This is a genomic window from Paraburkholderia sp. SIMBA_053, from assembly GCF_046534895.1.
GTDB classification, from domain to species: Bacteria; Pseudomonadota; Gammaproteobacteria; order Burkholderiales; family Burkholderiaceae; genus Paraburkholderia; species Paraburkholderia caledonica.
Genome location: NZ_JAWRXU010001833.1, coordinates 1 through 233, shown reverse-complemented (window position 1 = coordinate 233; position 233 = coordinate 1). Strand labels below are relative to the sequence as shown.

Genomic DNA, 233 nt, shown 5'->3' with positions numbered 1-233 from the left:
TGGCCGCGCTCACGCGGGCGTTTTCGGCGGCCGGACATTCGCCCTCGGACGCGCATTCGCTTGCCGTCGTCGAGATCAGCCGGGCCGTGGCGCGGCAGGCGAGCTTTCTGAGTTCGCTGGACGGCTTTTACTTCCTGATCGTCATCGCCCTTTGCGGCGGCCTCTTTGCGCTCTACCAGCGGCAAATCGATTGATCGCGTATTCTGCAAAGCGTCATCAACATCGATTGCAGA

1 pseudogene is annotated in these 233 nt (G+C 61.8%); it reads left to right on the top strand.

Features of this window, described 5'->3' with window-relative positions:
* Positions 1-194: pseudogene (locus SB753_RS41860) on the top strand (MFS transporter); the annotation flags it as partial.
* Positions 195-233: the final 39 nt, after the last annotated feature.